At 38.0% G+C, this 16371-nt stretch carries 16 protein-coding genes; 9 read left to right on the top strand and 7 right to left on the bottom strand.

Features of this window, described 5'->3' with window-relative positions:
• The first annotated feature begins 247 nt into the window (after positions 1 to 247).
• The 6 genes from lptF to rsmA all read left to right on the top strand — a co-directional run bounded on the left by lptF (position 248) and on the right by rsmA (position 7787).
• Positions 248 to 1438: an LPS export ABC transporter permease LptF gene (gene lptF / locus ACFIJK_RS01170; RefSeq protein WP_375625900.1), complete on the top strand. Its 1191-nt coding sequence runs from the start codon at positions 248 to 250 to the stop codon at positions 1436 to 1438.
• A complete protein-coding gene (gene lptG / locus ACFIJK_RS01165; RefSeq protein ID WP_375625898.1) occupies positions 1435 to 2526 on the top strand; it encodes an LPS export ABC transporter permease LptG in 1092 nt (363 codons plus the stop codon). Before lptF ends, lptG begins: the two co-directional genes overlap by 4 nt.
• Entirely contained in the window at positions 2527 to 4887 is a 2361-nt protein-coding gene (locus ACFIJK_RS01160) for an LPS-assembly protein LptD (protein ID WP_375625896.1), read from the top strand.
• Between the two features lie 109 nt (positions 4888 to 4996).
• Positions 4997 to 5953: a SurA N-terminal domain-containing protein gene (locus ACFIJK_RS01155; RefSeq protein WP_375625012.1), complete on the top strand. Its 957-nt coding sequence runs from the start codon at positions 4997 to 4999 to the stop codon at positions 5951 to 5953.
• Positions 5953 to 6966 carry a 4-hydroxythreonine-4-phosphate dehydrogenase PdxA gene (gene pdxA, locus ACFIJK_RS01150; RefSeq protein WP_375625893.1) on the top strand — a complete coding sequence of 338 codons (1014 nt, stop codon included), beginning with the start codon at positions 5953 to 5955 and terminating at the stop codon, positions 6964 to 6966. The genes ACFIJK_RS01155 and pdxA overlap by 1 nt, the downstream gene beginning before the upstream one ends.
• A complete protein-coding gene (gene rsmA / locus ACFIJK_RS01145) occupies positions 6957 to 7787 on the top strand; it encodes a 16S rRNA (adenine(1518)-N(6)/adenine(1519)-N(6))-dimethyltransferase RsmA (RefSeq protein ID WP_375625014.1) in 831 nt (276 codons plus the stop codon). The genes pdxA and rsmA overlap by 10 nt, the downstream gene beginning before the upstream one ends.
• Positions 7788 to 7817: 30 nt before the next feature.
• Here rsmA and gmk read toward each other — a convergent pair whose 3' ends face one another.
• The 7 genes from gmk to ACFIJK_RS01110 all read right to left on the bottom strand — a co-directional run bounded on the left by gmk (position 7818) and on the right by ACFIJK_RS01110 (position 14229).
• Positions 7818 to 8495 carry a guanylate kinase gene (gene gmk / locus ACFIJK_RS01140; RefSeq protein WP_375625015.1) on the bottom strand — a complete coding sequence of 226 codons (678 nt, stop codon included), beginning with the start codon at positions 8493 to 8495 and terminating at the stop codon, positions 7818 to 7820.
• A gap of 300 nt (positions 8496 to 8795) precedes the next feature.
• Entirely contained in the window at positions 8796 to 9905 is a 1110-nt protein-coding gene (gene mltG / locus ACFIJK_RS01135) for an endolytic transglycosylase MltG (protein ID WP_375625016.1), read from the bottom strand.
• Between the two features lie 96 nt (positions 9906 to 10001).
• A complete protein-coding gene (gene fabF, locus ACFIJK_RS01130) occupies positions 10002 to 11264 on the bottom strand; it encodes a beta-ketoacyl-ACP synthase II (protein ID WP_375625890.1) in 1263 nt (420 codons plus the stop codon).
• Positions 11265 to 11365: 101 nt separating this feature from the next.
• Positions 11366 to 11602, bottom strand: a complete 237-nt coding sequence (locus ACFIJK_RS01125) for an acyl carrier protein (protein WP_004860281.1) — start codon at positions 11600 to 11602, stop codon at positions 11366 to 11368.
• 261 nt (positions 11603 to 11863) lie between these two features.
• A complete protein-coding gene (gene fabG / locus ACFIJK_RS01120) occupies positions 11864 to 12601 on the bottom strand; it encodes a 3-oxoacyl-[acyl-carrier-protein] reductase (protein WP_375625888.1) in 738 nt (245 codons plus the stop codon).
• An 18-nt stretch (positions 12602 to 12619) separates the two neighbouring features.
• Entirely contained in the window at positions 12620 to 13564 is a 945-nt protein-coding gene (gene fabD, locus ACFIJK_RS01115) for an ACP S-malonyltransferase (RefSeq protein WP_375625886.1), read from the bottom strand.
• Positions 13565 to 13641: 77 nt separating this feature from the next.
• Positions 13642 to 14229: an undecaprenyl-diphosphatase gene (locus ACFIJK_RS01110; RefSeq protein WP_375625884.1), complete on the bottom strand. Its 588-nt coding sequence runs from the start codon at positions 14227 to 14229 to the stop codon at positions 13642 to 13644.
• A 329-nt stretch (positions 14230 to 14558) separates the two neighbouring features.
• On the opposite strand from ACFIJK_RS01110, the gene rpsF reads away from it, so the two are divergent.
• The 3 genes from rpsF to ACFIJK_RS01095 all read left to right on the top strand — a co-directional run bounded on the left by rpsF (position 14559) and on the right by ACFIJK_RS01095 (position 16348).
• A complete protein-coding gene (gene rpsF, locus ACFIJK_RS01105) occupies positions 14559 to 14969 on the top strand; it encodes a 30S ribosomal protein S6 (RefSeq protein WP_375625882.1) in 411 nt (136 codons plus the stop codon).
• Positions 14969 to 15217: a 30S ribosomal protein S18 gene (gene rpsR, locus ACFIJK_RS01100; RefSeq protein ID WP_375625880.1), complete on the top strand. Its 249-nt coding sequence runs from the start codon at positions 14969 to 14971 to the stop codon at positions 15215 to 15217. The genes rpsF and rpsR overlap by 1 nt, the downstream gene beginning before the upstream one ends.
• 150 nt (positions 15218 to 15367) lie before the next feature.
• Positions 15368 to 16348, top strand: coding sequence for a hypothetical protein (locus tag ACFIJK_RS01095; RefSeq protein WP_375625878.1), 981 nt, complete (start codon positions 15368 to 15370; stop codon positions 16346 to 16348).
• Positions 16349 to 16371: the final 23 nt, after the last annotated feature.

Below are 16371 nucleotides of genomic sequence, written 5' to 3'. Positions count from 1 at the left end.
AATTTTTATTTTCAACGTTAATAAAAAAGTTTTTTAAGTTATTTTCTAGATTCTTTGTAGACTATAGTTGAAAATAAAATATAATGTACGGAAAATTTAAAGAGGAACTCATAGGCAATTTTATATTATTTATTTAGTTAAAATATCCAATTCATGGAAGGATATTTTTTCAAACTTTATTACATTTTAACCGAAAGCAGTAAAAATATTTGCTATCGAATTAAAGGCTGAGGATTTTCCCCAATTTATGCGTATTATTGAGTTCTACATCCTGAAACGTGTCCTTGTTTTGTTTAGTTCTGTCATGATTGCAGCAGTGGGCGTTAGTTGGACAGTACAAATTCTCGCACGGATAAACTTTCTCACAACAAGCAAACAAACACTCCTCACAGTCTTACAATTTTCACTCTCATTGGTTCCTTCTGTTATTTTTCTTGTCATTCCATTTGCATTAGTGATCGCAGTTACAACCATCCTCTCAGCAATGCATCAAGACTCAGAACTTGCTGTCATAAATGCCTCTGGTTTTCCTAAAAGTACTGTTTGGAAACCTATCCTTCTTCTTGCTATTGTTACATCCTGTATCTCCTTTTCTATAGCTAATTTTGTTGTTCCTCAAGCGCGTCTTCATATGCGACAAATGCTAGCAAGCGCTCATTTTGATCTTATTAATCTATTCATTAGTGAAGGAAGCTTTCAAAAACTCGCCAATAACCTTTACATAGAAATTGGCGAACGAAATCCAAATGGAACACTTGAACGCCTTTTCATTGCCGACCAGCGTGATCCTAAGACTGATCTTTTTTATTATGCAACAGACGCATCCATTGTGAGCAATAAAAACGGCAGTTTTCTGGTTCTCAATAACGGTGAAATAGAAAGAGTCAACCATCAAAATAACAGTGTTTCAATCGTTCAATTTAACTCATATACTTTTAGCCTAGGGGAGTTTATCCCCAGTGATAAAACACCTACTCTTTATCCAAAAGATCGGTCTCTTTCTTATTTACAAAACCCTGATCCAAAAGATCCCTACTATCAACGAAAACCACTCCAATATAAAGCTGAATTTCACCGCAGATTAACACAATGGCTCTACCCTATTGTTTTTTCACTTATTGCATTAGCAGCGGCAGGGGATGTATGCTCCCATCGACAAGCTCGTCATTCCGCAAATTTCTCGGCAATTGCCCTTTCTTTTCTGGTGTATTGGATAGGATATTTTTTCGCAGAAAAAGCAAAGAACGATCTTGCATACGTTCCTCTCCTTTATATTATGCCCATAGGGACAAGCGCATTTGTCTTTTTTATGCTTTTAACGAATCATAAAATTGGGCTCCCTACAAAAGTTAATGAGATTATTCAAATCGCTTTTCAAAAAGTAATGAACAAATTTGAACATCGAAAATCTCAAGATTCCTCGGATGAAATATCATGATTGGGTGGACACTTGGACGATACTTTTTTATACGTTATCTTAAAATAACTTGTTATTTCTGGGGAAGCATTTTTGTTCTTGCTCTTTTAATCGATTTCACAGAGAACTCCGGCAGGCTATCCTCCATTCCGCATCATACAGCAAAAGATGCATTTTTCCTCTCTGTTTTACGCATCCCTTTTATCATGCAACAACTCATCCCTTTCATTGCACTCTTTTCTGCAATGGCAACACTTATCTCGCTCAACAAAAAACTTGAACTTGTGGTGACTCGTTCAATCGGTGTTTCGGCATGGCAATTTCTTATGCCAGCCTGTTTGGGAGCTTTTCTTTTGGGATTATTTTCAATTCTTCTCATTAATCCACTTGCTGCATGGGGATTTTCTCAAGCAGAAAAAAAGATGACTGAATGGCGCAATAACAATGTACTAACACCTCTTCATAATACAGATATCCACTGGTTAACACAACGTACAAATTTAGGCAGAACAACCATTGGTGCTAAATTTATCACTGACCAAGGACTTTCTCTTCTCGATGCAACCTTTGTACAATACAAGGACAACGCAACCGTCAAAAATTGGATTAATACCCCAAAAGCAACCTTGACTAATGGATCTTGGCTATTAACAAATGGAACAATCTATAAAATAGGGCATCCTCCTGAAAAATTTGCCGTGTTGCAAATAAAAACTAATCTAAAACCTGAATTTTTAACGGAACGTTTAGTGAATCCCGCGACTATTCCATTTTATCAACTGCCAAAAAAAATTATGATTGCACGTTCATTTGGCTATTCTGCTAATAATTTTGATATGTATTTCCAATCTTTGATTGCATTACCGGCATTGCTTGTGGCAATGACCCTCATTGCAGCAACTGTATCTTTAAATTTTACACGTTTTGGGCAATCTAGAAAGTTGATTCTTGGTGGCGTAATAGCTGGGTTTATGCTTTATGTTATTTCCGTACTCGTTCAAGCATTTGGTAATGCTGGATATATTCCACCAATTATTGCAGCTTGGACACCCGTTGTTATCGCGTTATTCTTAGGAATCTCTTTTTTACTTCATAAAGAGGATGGCTAAGTGAAAGCATTAACGCTTAAAAAAATTATTTTAACAAAATTAAGTGCTCTCGCTTTTAAAAGTGTTATGGGGGTTATTTTAGGAGGCGCTTTGTCTTATTGTGCGCACGCTCAAAGCCTTATGTCTCCTTCTCAAAGTCGCATTCAAAATCCGGAACGTCCTCTTTTGCTCTCTGCGGATGAACTCATCTACAATCGTGATGAAAACACTGTTTCTGCACAAGGTAATGTCCAAATCGAATATGATGGCAATAAAGTTGTCGCTCAAAAAATTATTTACAATCAAAAAACAGGACGGCTTATAGCACAAGGGAACGTTGAAATTACTCAAAAGGATGGTAATAAAATTTATTCCAACCAAATTGATATGACCAAAGATCTTGGCGAGGGTTTTGTAAACGCCTTACGTATTGATACAGCCAACAATGTTCACTTTTCAGCCCAAAATGCTACACGCAAAAACAATCACATAACAGTCTTTGAAAATGCAACCTATACAGCCTGTGAACCTTGCTCTTATAAACCAGATAGAGACGTCCTATGGAAAATTAAAGCAAGAAAGATCATATGGAATAATAGTATCAAAAAAATTCGGTTTGAAAACAGCAGTTTTGAAGTTTTTGGTGTCCCGATTATAAAATTTCCAAATTTTGAGATCTATGATCCAACTGTCAGGCGTGCTAGCGGTCTGCTTACTCCTCATTTTTTTTATACTGATTATCTCGGTATGGGGATAAAGAATTCTTATTTTTGGAATCTCGCCCCTCACTATGATTTTACCCTTTCTTCTACCGTTTATACCCAACAAGGGCTTTTAACCGAAGGGGAATGGCGTCAACGTTTAAAAATGGGCAGTTATAATATTCGCTTTGCTCATATATACCAAATGAAACAGCATAGATTTGATAATGATACGATTGATGCACAGCATAAAAACCGTTATATGCTGGCAACAAAAGGGGACTTTCGTATTAATTCACACTGGACTTATGGATGGGATATTCTTGCACAATCAGATCGGCATTTTAGTCGTGCCTATAAACTTGAAAACTATAGCAATCCTACACAACTTTCTCAGATCTATCTGAATGGTCTTGCAGGAAAAAATTATTTTGATATGCATTTTTATCATTTTAAAGTTCAAGATTCATTATTGAATGATCCTCATTATGAACGTCACTCTCGGCAAGCTTGGGTCCTACCGCGCATCGATTATTTTTTCACACCAGATGAACCCATTTATAATGGGGAGCTTACCTTCCATAGTAATATACAATCAATTTATCGTCGTCATGCTGACTTCAGTTCACACGACCAGAAGGGAAACCCTCTCAACATAGTAAGACTTTCTGGTATGGCTGGAAATAGTTTGCGTTTAACAAACGAGCTTCAGTGGAAAAAGCGCTTCAACACGCACAATGGCCTCATATTAACCCCTCTTCTCTCTCTACGAGCTGATATTATTACAACCAATGCAAGCGAAAATTATACAGATTCTACAGAAAACAATGCCTTATCCGCAATTCATGGTTCAACAATTCGTGGCATGGCAACAGCAGGCTTGGAACTACGCTATCCCTTCCTCATTACAGCTGATCATTCTACACATATTATAGAACCAACCGCACAAATTTTTATACGCAATAATGAACAATATATTGGACAAATTCCTAATGAAGATGCTCAAAGCTTTGTCTTTGATGCAACCACTCTCTTTAAACGAGACAAATTTTCTGGTTATGATCGTGTAGAAGGTGGCACACGAGCCAATATAGGTCTAAGATATTCTGGAAGCTTTAATGACAATTGGTCTCTTTATGCTCTTGTTGGACAATCCTTTCATCTAGCAGGAAAGAATTCTTTTGCAGAAAAGGACTTTGTCAATGTCGGTATTCATTCTAGCTTAGAGGCAAAACGTTCAGACTATGTTGCAATGTTTGGTGCGACCCATAAAAGTGGTTTTTCCTTAGAAACGCGTGGACGCTTTGACAAAAAAACAGGAAAAATCCGCCGTAGTGAAATCGAAGCATCACAAAAATGGCAAAATTTTTGGGCGGCTCTACAATATGCCTATATCGCAAAGCAACCAGATTATGAATATCCTCAAGAGCGCCAAGAAATTTCTTTTCAAACAGGACTTAAACTGGCAGATTATTGGTCTATTAATAGCAACGCCGGTTATGATTTAGTATCTGGTACGTTTGTAAAGCGAGGAATTAGCTTGAATTATACAGATGAATGTTTCGGGTTAACATTCGGTTATCAACAGGTAACGAATCCAGGCAGGAAAACACCCTTGCAAAACTTTAATTTCTCTCTTTCATTGCGTACGATTGCAGATATCGGAAAAAAGATAGATTAATTTATAAAGAGAATGTATCAGTCATTTAACTTATCATTGTTTTTATGAAAGAAAGAGTATATTTTAAGTTGTTGATGAGAATTAATAAACAATGCGAAAGCCTATTCACATGAATAAATTGAAAAAGCGTGTTCTTGCTTTATTTTATATTGCGTCTTTGAGCGTAAGTAGCCTTCTAATAAATGAATTTTTGATTCCGACAGTCTTTGCGCAGACTTCTATTGTTGTTACAGTTAATGGCAACCCCATCACAAATTATGATATACAAAGGCGCCTTGCTTTTCTCAGATTACAACAAAAGCAAGGCAATTTGGTGGCACAGGCTAAAAAAGAGCTTATCGATGAAAAGCTAAAAAATATTGAAATAAAACGTCGTAATATTGAAGTAAGCAATGATGAAGTTGATAAAGCTTTTGAGAATTTTGCGACACAAAATAATATGACGATTGATCAGCTCAACCAGATTCTGATCCAAACTGAGATCACTGTGCAACACTTTAAAGATTACATCCGTGGACAAATAGGATGGGGGCGTCTTGTTAGTGCACGCTATCAAGCTGAAACAGGTATGATTAGCGAACAAGAAGCTGTACGCAGGATATTAAAAAATGGTGGTGTAAAACCTTCAACCAATGAATATACATTACAGCGAATTGTTTTTGTTATTCCTGCACATCGTCGTTCAGAAATTTTTGAAAGACGTCAAAGAGAAGCAAGCAATTTTCGCGCACATTTCCGTGGATGTGCCAATGCTCACAATCAAGCAAGAGGTATTTTAGACGTTACTATCCGCCACTTAGGAAAGTTTCTGGAACCCCAACTTCCCAATGCATGGGAACAAGCTATTCTTGCAACGCCTGCTGGAAAAATGACAAAATTACAAGAAACATCTGATGGAATAGAAGCAATTGCTGTCTGCAAAATAAAAAGAGTTTCTGATGATTATGTCGCTCGACTAATATTTTCTCTTCAAGATAGTAAAAAAAGAAGCCCGCAAAAACTTGAAGAATTAAGCGACAAATATTTAGGAGAACTGCGGCGAGTGGCGCGCATTCAAAATTCATAATGGCTGCTCTTATTGTTAGCGGTGGTGATCCTGCCGGAATTGGTCCTGAAATAGTCCTAAAAGCGTGGAATTTGCGTGTTACGCGCCAAATTCCACCTTTTGTGCTTCTTGCTGATCCAGATGTTATTCGTTCGCGCGCTCGTTTTTTACAGATTGATGTTGAGGTGCAATCTGTTTTAATCAATAATTCCGCAAAAAATTTTCAAAACGCTCTTCCTATCATACCATTAAAAAACAAACAAAGTGATCAATTAGGTATACCTTCATCGAATAATGCCGCTGGAATCATTGAAGCAATTGAACGCTGTGTTCAATTGATTCAAAATGGCCATGCATGTGCACTTATCACTTGTCCTATTGCAAAAAAGAATCTTTATGATGCCGGTTTTCAATTTCCAGGTCATACAGAATTTTTAGCCGATTTAGCCCATAAAGCTTTTCATAAATGTTATCATCCAGTTATGATGTTAGCAGGACCTCGATTAAAAACAGTACCAATAACTGTTCATATTCCATTTAAAAATGTTCCTTCACAGCTTACCCGTGATTTAATTATTCAAACGGTACTTATTACTGAATGTGACTTAAAAACACGGTTTAAAATAACGTCACCCCGACTAGCTGTTGCTGGTCTTAATCCTCATGCTGGAGAAGAAGGTGCAATGGGAAAAGAAGATATTGAAGTTATCACTCCTGCTATTGAATATCTTAAAAAAAAAGGACTCAATATTGCAGGCCCGCTGCCTGCCGACACAATGTTCCATGAATGCGCAAGAAAGGCATATGACGTTGCCATTTGTATGTATCATGATCAAGCCCTTATCCCTGTTAAAACATTAGACTTTGATAGCACTGTTAATGTCACGTTAGGTCTCCCTTTTATTCGCACGTCCCCAGATCACGGAACTGCTTTTGACATTGCTGATAAAGGGATAGCCTCTCCCGAAAGCTTTATTGCTGCTCTTAAACTTGCAAATCAACTTGCCGAAAATAGTTTAATACCATGCCAATAGATAATCTCCCTCCTCTACGTGAGGTCATTGATATATATGGATTACAAGCGCATAAATCTTTGGGGCAAAATTTTCTTTTTGATCTTAATTTAACATCTAAAATTGCTCATCATGCAGGTAATATAGAAGGAAAACCTGTTCTTGAAATTGGTCCTGGTCCTGGAGGTCTCACACGAGCCTTGCTAGCAAAGGGCGCCATTGTAACAGCAATAGAACGCGATGAACGCTGCATACCAGCTCTCTTAGAAATAGAAAAACACTATCCTAAAAAATTAAAAATTATTTGTAATGATGCACTGAAGCAAGACTTCTCAAAACTCTTTGAAACAAGCCCAGAAAAACCTCGCATTATTGCAAATCTTCCCTATAATATTGGAACACAACTCTTATTAAATTGGCTTTTGACTGAACCATGGCCTCCTTTTTATGAATCAATGACATTGATGTTTCAACGTGAAGTTGCCAAACGGATTACAGCTAAACCTCAATCTACTCATTATGGACGTCTTAGTGTCTTAACTGGCTGGCGTACCACTGCTAAAATTGCTTTTGATGTGCCCCCTCAAGCCTTCATACCAATACCTAAAGTAACTTCTTCCGTTGTTCATATTATTCCGCGAACACAACCTCTTGCCTGCTCTGCACAAAAACTAAGCCTCGTCACAAAAACCGCCTTTGGACAAAGGCGAAAAATGCTTCGTCAAAATCTCAAAATACTTGGAGGTGAAGTGCTGTTAGAAAAAGCTGGAATTGATGGAACGCGCCGTGCTGAAACGCTCTCGGTTTCCGAATTTGTAACTTTAGCGCATCTAGTTCTCTAAAAAATTGCAATTTTTGTTATACAATCTTTTTTAATCAAGACATTTATCGATCTTTTCAGCAATAAGCCCATCAACAAAAGAGTCAAGATAAGAACAGCGCTCGCGTTTTGCGGTTTCAGCTAAATAAATTGATTTAATAAAAGATAAAGACTGATCTAAATCTTCGTTAATCACAACATAATCATAAGAACGCCAATGCTTTAACTCCGTTCGTGCATTTTCCAATCGTAAATTGATGATATCTTGACTATCTTCTGCTCGACGATGTAACCGCGAAACAAGCTCTTTCATTGATGGTGGAAGGATAAAAACAGATACAGTGTCTCCCAGCATCTTTTTTTGCAGCTGCTCGGTACCTTGATAATCAATATCAAATAACATATCACGGCCAATACTCAATGCGTTTTCAACAGTTTCACGTAAAGTGCCATAATAATTTCCGTGAACTTCTGCCCATTCAATAAATTCATCTCTATCACGCTTATATTCAAACTCTTCCTTTGAAATAAAGTGATAATGCAGTCCATCTACTTCACTAGGACGCCTTTTCCTTGTGGTCACACTTACGGAAAGCTCTAATTGTCCATCTTTTAGAAGTAATCGAGAAATTGTTGATTTACCAGCACCTGAAGGTGAAGAGAGAATAAATAAAAAACCGCGGCGTTGATTTATTTTTATAGCACTCAATTTACTTTCGAAGACTGTCATTACATCACTCTACTTTGTTCATAAATGTTTCTCCAAAATTTGAATTATACATTATCTCAACCTTTCCCCTAATCAATGTGTTTTCTTAGCAGTTTTCAATGTTATTCTGCTCTTTTTTGAGATACGTTATTAGCAGTGTATTCACTGCTTTCTTAAATATTTTTATCCATACGCTAATCCTACTTGTGACAGACAAAAAAATGATTTTTCTATCATTCTCATAAAAAGTTTAAAGAGAAAAATTTTACTATATTTTGCATTCTCATTTACGATGCAAAAAGATGTGTTATCGTTATAAATTCAATGTCTTGCCTTTAATTCTCGCCACTTGCGAACATTCACATTATGTTCTTCTAAAGTTCGAGAAAAAACATGCCCTCCTGAACCATCAGCAACAAAATAAAGTGCGTCACTGCTTGGTGGATGTGCCACCGCTTTCAAAGAATCTCGACCTGGATTTGCAATAGCTGTTGGAGGCAAACCATTAATTTTATAAGTATTATATGGTGTTTCCTTCTCAAGATCTGAACGATAAATTGCACGACCTGATGGCTTTCCTTTTCCTCCAAAGAGACCATAAATAACTGTTGGATCCGATTGAAGACGCATATGCTTTGTAAGGCGGTTATAAAATACCGCAGCAACCATTGGTCTTTCTGCTGCAATTCCCGTTTCTTTCTCAACAATTGAGGCTAATATAACAAATTCATCAATCGATTTAATGGGTAAATCAGGCGAACGCGTAGCCCATATAGCATGAATTAATTTTGTCTGTTCTTCACGCAATCTGTTTACAATCTCTTTACGCGTTGTCCCCCGAATAAAACGAACAGTATCCGTCATTAAACAGCCCTCTGGAGGCAAAATTTTTGGAAGATCTCCAATCAAAATTTCATTCGCAGCTAATCGATCGAAAACTTGCTGAACCGTTAAACCTTCAGGTACTGTAAATGTATACTCAATAGATTTTCCTTTCACAAGAATATCCATAATATCCTGCATCGAAGCATGTGCTGGAATTAAATATTCACCAGCCTTCAGATGCGTTGTTTTTTGGTGATAACCAACCCCATAAACAAAAATATCTGATGATCGAATGAAACCACGTTTTTCTAGCAATGAAGCAATTTCACGAATTCCTGTGCCAGGATGGATAAGAACAATTTGTTCTTCCTCAATTTTCCCCTTTTCTTCAAAAATACTTTTTCCAATATAAAGAGGAATACTTATGGCGAAAAGAATAACCACAATCAGCATAAGAAAAAAATGACCGAGAATAACCAACGGATTACGGACGATCGATGATTTCTTTCGTTTTTTATGTACTAACATGTCATAACTATATGCTAAATGATTCGAAGAGGAATCACTTACGTCCTTTAATGATTTTCCTTTTTTCACACCGGACATAACCCCTCAATAGCGATTAAGGACAATATTATAATTTCTCATTCACCTTATAACAAAGTAGAAAACTCAAAAGCAGAAATTAAATAAAAATACTTACTATCCACTAAAACGTCGCATCACCAACGATGCATTTGTCCCACCAAATCCGAAAGAATTAGAAAGAATTGTATCAATCTTTCGTTCACGCGGTTTGTGTGGTACAAGATCGATTTTCGTTTCAATCGACGGATTGTCAAGATTAAGTGTCGCTGGAGCTATATTATCCCGTATAGCTAGAACAGAAAAAATAGCCTCAGCAGCACCGGCGGCACCAAGTAAATGCCCGATAGATGATTTCGTTGATGACATGGATACTTGTGGTGCATAATTCCCTAAAACACGTTCAACAGCTGCTAGCTCTATAGAATCAGCCATCGTTGATGTACCATGAGCATTAATGTAATCAAGTTCACTCACATTCACTTGTGCACGCTTAAGAGCAGCCATCATACTACGCTGAGCCCCTTCACCACTTTCTGAAGGCGCTGTAATGTGGTAAGCATCACCAGATAAACCATAGCCAATAACCTCAGCATAAATACGCGCTCCTCGTTTTTTGGCATGTTCCAGCTCTTCTAAAACAACAACTGCCGCTCCTTCCCCCATCACAAAACCATCACGATCAGCATCATAAGGACGTGACGCCCGTTCAGGATCATCATTGCGACAAGTAGAAAGAGCTCTACAAGCTGCAAAACCTGCAAGAGATATCCGATTTATCGGAGATTCGGCCCCCCCTGCCACCATGACATCGGCATCACCAAACATAATCAAACGTGCCGCATCACCAATCGCATGCGCTCCTGTCGAACAAGCCGTTACAACAGAATGATTAGGCCCTCGTAAACCATATTGAATAGACACATAACCAGAAGCAAGATTAATCAAACGACCTGGAATAAAAAAAGGAGAAACACGACGAGGTCCCTTATCACGAAGCGTATAACCAGATTCAACAATGCCCTCAATTCCCCCAATTCCTGAACCAATTAACACACCTGTACAAATCTGATCTTCATCATTCTTAGGAAACCATTCTGCATCTGCAAGCGCTTGGTTAGCAGCAGCCATTGCATAAACAATAAATGCATCAACTTTACGTTGCTCTTTAGGTTCCATATACAAATCAGCATTATAGGTCCCCTCTGTTCCATCCCCTAAAGGGATACGCGCAGCAATCTGGCATGGCAAATCTGACACATCAAACTCAGTAATACGTCGGACACCACTTCTTCCTTCAAGAAGTCGTTTCCAACTATATTCAATATTACCAGCTAATGGAGATACCAATCCTAAACCAGTAACAACAACACGTCTCATAACTTCTAACCTTGAACTAAACTTCACCTCTCAAAGCTCTCTTTTCAAAAGAGCTCCGAAGAATATAGGCAAAAGCAATTTATGCCTTTGCCCTTTAGTAATCATGCAGAAGCTTTATCAATGAACTTGACTGCATCACCAACTGTGAAAATCGTTTCAGCAGCCTCATCTGGAATTTCTACCCCAAACTCTTCTTCAAAAGCCATAACGAGTTCAACTGTATCAAGGCTATCAGCCCCTAGATCATCGATAAAGCTTGCATTTTCTACAACTTTATCAGCATTAACCCCAAGATGTTCCACAATAATTTTCTTAACGCGCTCTACTGTATCACTCATGTTGAAATCCTCGAATTTATATTTTCCTATAATTTGGTTAACTATATCGGCTCATCTAATCAAGCAATAGATGCATCACTTTAAAAGATTTTAGCAATGATTTAAAACATCCTGTGGATATCCCCTACAAAATGAACCAATCTGACATTCCGACATCAATTGATCAACGGCCATGTTAAAGAAATAGATGCATCTTTCTATTTCAATCGTTACTATCTAAAATAATACAACTCATAAATCAATGTGGAATAAAATAAATACTCAAATCATTGCCATTCCACCATTGATATGAAGTGTTTGACCTGTCGTATAGGCTGCTTCATCGCTTGCTAAATAAACAGCCGCAGCGGCTATTTCTTGCCCACTTCCCATACGCTTCATTGGAATCGCCGCCATAATGGCTTCTTTTTGCTTTTCATTAAGCTTGTCTGTCATTGCAGATTTAATAAATCCTGGAGCAATACAATTGACAGTGATGTTTCGCGAAGCAATTTCTTGTGCCAATGCTTTAGAAAAACCTATCAAACCTGCTTTTGCAGCACAATAATTCGTTTGTCCAGGATTTCCCACAACACCAACAACAGATGTAATGTTAATAATCCTTCCATAACGGCGGCGCATCATAAAATGTATTAATTCACGCGTCAAAAGAGAAGCAGCTGTTAGGTTAACTTCTAAAACATCATCCCAGTCTTTATCTTGCATACGCACAAAAAGACCATCCCTAGTGATTCCCGCATTGTTAACCAAAATATCGACGCCATCCATTTCTCTTTCTGCAACTTCAGCCAATTGTTTAATCGATTGGCGTTCAGAAAGATTAGCGGGAAATACAAAAACATTCTGCCCTAATTCTGCCGCCACTTCTCTAAGCTTTTCTTCACGTGTTCCATGAAGTCCAACAATGGCTCCTTGTGCATGAAAGCAGCGTGCAATTGCCTCACCAATTCCTCCCGAAGCCCCCGTTACAAGAGCTTTACGTCCTGTTAATCTAAACATTTTTTTACTCCTTATAGATTAAACGCCAAGCATGCCTAGCGCTGATTCTATTTCATCAACTGTTCCAATTGTTACCCCCTTTATATCTTTGTTAATACGACGCGTTAAACCTGTTAATACTTTTCCAGAACCAACTTCAAAAAGCGTATCAACCCCATTAGCAGCGATCCATTCTATCGTTTCACGCCATCGCACCCTCCCAGTCACTTGTTCAACAAGAAGAGCAGTAATACGCTCTGGATTGCTCTCAGGTGCAACAGAAACATTGGCAATCAAAGGAACAATAGGAGGCATTTTGTTAACAGTCAAAAGTGCTTTCTTCATGGCATCAGCAGCAGGTTGCATTAAAGATGAATGAAAAGGTGCAGAAACTGGAAGAAGAAGTGCACGTTTTGCACCTTTTGTTGATGCAATCTCTACCGCTGTCTCAACTGCTTTTGCTTTACCTGAAATAACATATTGTCCACCACCATTATCATTAGCAATCTGACATAGTCCTTCTCCAGAAACAGTTTCGCAAATTTCTTCCACAACGTGCTCTTCCAAACCAATCAGTGCTGCCATAGAACCTTCACCAACTGCGACAGCAGCCTGCATAGCATTGCCACGAATACGCAAAAGTCTTGCCGTATCTGTGAGAGCAAATGTACCAGCAGCACAAAGAGCCGAGTATTCGCCTAAAGAATGACCAGCAACAAACTTTACCTTTTCTTCTATACAAAACCCTAATTGTTTCATCACACGAATGACAGCCATGGATACAGCCATTAATGCCGGTTGTGCATTTGCTGTTAACGTTAAAACATCTGCTGGTCCTTCAAAAATGATCTTTGATAATTTCTCACCCAGAGCATCATCAACTTCCTCGAAAACCATCCGTGCGGCAATAAATTGCTCTGTAAGCGCCTTCCCCATACCAACAAGTTGACTTCCCTGCCCTGGAAAAATAAAAGCTGCACCCATTTACCAACTCCTAAAATTGTACAATTAAATTATTTTCTTTTGACCTTATTCATCCGCACAAATCAAGATAAAGCCCTTTATTTAAAACGAATACCACTCTTAAAATTATATTTTAAAGGCGGAATTTGATATAAAAACTTAGGAAAGTAGGGAGCTATAAACTGAATAACACCCAAACTTATGAGACTTCCTAAAATTGCACCTGCTAAAATATCAAAGGGATAATGTACACCCACAAAGATGCGCGCCCAACAGATCAAGCACAAAAACACCGTGGCAAATTTAAAAGCAACTTTGTATCGGTAAAAATAAAAGTTAGCTGCATAAGATGCAATGGTCAAGGCATGATTACTAGGAAAAGAAGCTGTTGCACGATGTTGAATAAGCGGTGTCGCTAACCCTACCACGAATGGGCGAGGATGAAAATAAAAAAGAGAAATGAGATAACCTACGAAAAGAGCCGCACAAATACTCATGCAAATGCTTAGTACGACACATCGTTCCCTCTCCCCACCACAAAACCACAACGCACAAAGATGGAGAGGAATAATGTAAATTAAAAACTTTGCACAAAAAATACTAAACAAAACTACAATCGACCAAGCTTGATGATTGCCGACAAACATTTCAAAGAGTGTAACATCAATCTGGTTTAAAAAGTCCATTTTTCTCTCCTTTATGTTACAGTACTATCTTTTTGTAGAAGAGGGAAATATATCAAGATTTAACAAATCAATTTTTTTATGTGCATAAACTTGCTATTTTAAAAGATAACCTGTAGATATGAAATATTCGTTGCCGGCACTTTAGCTGGAGGTTGAACGGAGGGCTGTAAAATATCAGTAGGAAATACAATGTTTCCGGCCTCCCGTGTCTCCGCTCTCGGATGTCTCGAATCGTAAACGCGTCCTTTCTTCTTTGGATTTCCAAAAAAGACAAGTCGCAGAGGCTTTGCGCTAAAACCGGTGAGATTTAATTGAAGAAAGGCAAAACAATGGCTCTTTATGAACATATGTTCCTTGCCCGACAAGACATTACACCGCAGCAAGTTGATGAACTTTTGAGTCTCTACAAAGGTGTCATTGAAGCACATGGTGGAAAAGTTGGGCGTGTAGAAAATTGGGGACTTCGTCCTCTTGCTTACCGTATTCGTAAAAACCGTAAAGCTTATTATACTTTGGTCAATATTGATGCACCAGCTTCAGCAATTGCTGAAGTGGAACGTCAGATGCGCATCAATGAGGATATTTTGCGTTATATGACCATTCGCGTAGAAAAACACGAAAAAGAAAAATCTGCTATGCTCTCACACCTTGATCGCAATAGCCATCACATTGGACACGATGAAGAGCGTCCTCGTTTTCCGCGTCGTCAACGTGAAAATGCTATAGAAGGGGTAGAATGATGACTGATACCAATCAAAACTCTGCACGTCGCCCCTTTCATCGTCGTCGTAAAACATGTCCTTTTTCAGGGACTAATGCTCCCAAAATTGATTATAAAGACATCAAGTTGTTACAACGTTATATTTCCGAACGTGGGAAAATTGTTCCTTCACGGATTACTGCTGTTAGTCAAAAAAAACAGCGTGAATTAGCTAATGCTATCAAACGTGCTCGCTTTTTAGGCTTACTTCCGTACATTATAAAGTAAACGATCAATACGCTATGCAACTGGAGAGTTTATCCAGTTGCTTTTCTTATATGGTTTTAAAAATAGCTTGTTGCATCCTATGTTAAGCTATTACATGTCAAAGTTGGGGTATTGACACGCCCCTAACTGCAGAAAGCAGGACAGCAATAAATGAAAAAAAATCGTACCTATGAGATATTAATCGGTATTTTAGCAGGATTATTTGCTGTTGTAATAGGAATGGCAATCATCAGTGTTGCAAATATCGCGCCCTTTTTTTCTCTTCTTCTTGGCTGCTTTCTTTCATTGCCAATTTTTATTGTTGCGTTCGGTCAAGGAACATTAGCCAGTCTCATCGCCCTCATAAGTGCCACTGTTGTTCTTATCATAACCACTAATACCTATATTGCTCTTGGCTTGATGTTCTTATTTTTCCTTCCTGCTGTCTATGCTTCTTGGCTTCTTGGGCTTGCACGACCAGCGCAAAAAGAAAACGAACTGATATGGTATCCATTATCATCGGTTATTTTTCATTTAACTAATTTTATCGCTCTTATAGCAACTTTCATTGGGCTCTATGTTCAAACCCGTCCTTCCACACCCGTCATTGCAAAAAAAATCACCGAAAACATAGCACAAACTCTGCAACAATCACAGTCAATAAAAGAAGCCGATATACGCGCTTTTAGTGAGCTTTTAATGACGCATCCAGCAACTTTTACTGCTGTTTCTTTGACTCTTTATAGTTTGGTTTTTCTCATTGGTAACCTTTACTTTTCCATGATAGCAGCACAACACATGAAATGGCTGAAAAGACCCCGTGATGATTGGAGCCAAACTCTCCGCCTTCCAATTTCTGGAATTGTTATTTTCATTATTGTTTGCATAGCATCGATGGTTGAGTTGAGCGCTTCTCTTAACTTGAGTACCCGTGTCTTTAGTACTGCATACACTGTCATCATATTAATTAGTGGTCTAGCATATCTTCACAATATTACAAAAGGGGTAAACGGTCGGATTATTATACTTTCTCTTGTTTATATTGCTATTTTAACAGTCGTTTTTACTCCACCTATTGTTTTCATGATGCTTTTGATGGGAATTTGGGCTGCTATTCAATATAATTTTCAATCACGCAAAAAACTCCACTAAATTTATTTGTTCGAAAGGAAAAA

This window comes from Bartonella sp. PS17NMGDW, from assembly GCF_042193555.1.
Lineage (GTDB): Bacteria > Pseudomonadota > Alphaproteobacteria > Rhizobiales > Rhizobiaceae > Bartonella > Bartonella grahamii.
The sequence above is the reverse complement of the archived record's forward strand: the minus strand, read 5'-3'. Positions and strand labels throughout refer to the sequence as shown.